We start from the raw sequence: 370 nt of genomic DNA, 5'->3' as shown, positions 1-370 counted from the left end.
CTTGATCTTGCCTCAGAAAATGATCAAACACTCCCAGATTGGTTTTTCAAACGCATATGGGCGAAGGAACATATCGGTCCGTCTCAGCCAGCTTCCACTGATCATATACTCGTTTTCGAGGATGAAAAAGGGCTTTACCAATCGCTTGACGCACAATTCAAACAAACGAATCAGTCCTATGGTTCTGTGAAGAAGGGGCATGAATTTTTACGCCTGTCAAAAGGAATGTATCAGATGAATCCGAGAATCAAGGGGGATTACGTCAGGCTCATTGCAGCGCTTGAAGCAGATGAATTAAAGACCGGCCGCATGCTCCATCTATGGAATGTGTCGGACAAAGAAGAGATCGTTGATCCTGCTCAGTTCAAAG

Annotated in this window: 1 protein-coding gene; it reads left to right on the top strand. The window is 44.9% G+C overall.

Features of this window, described 5'->3' with window-relative positions:
* Positions 1-370 (top strand): KR prefix domain-containing protein (locus SB775_RS27805; RefSeq protein ID WP_410864374.1); only part of this gene is annotated, 370 nt, incomplete at both ends.

The organism is Peribacillus sp. SIMBA_075, assembly GCF_046534585.1.
This window is presented reverse-complemented; position numbering and strand designations above follow the sequence as displayed.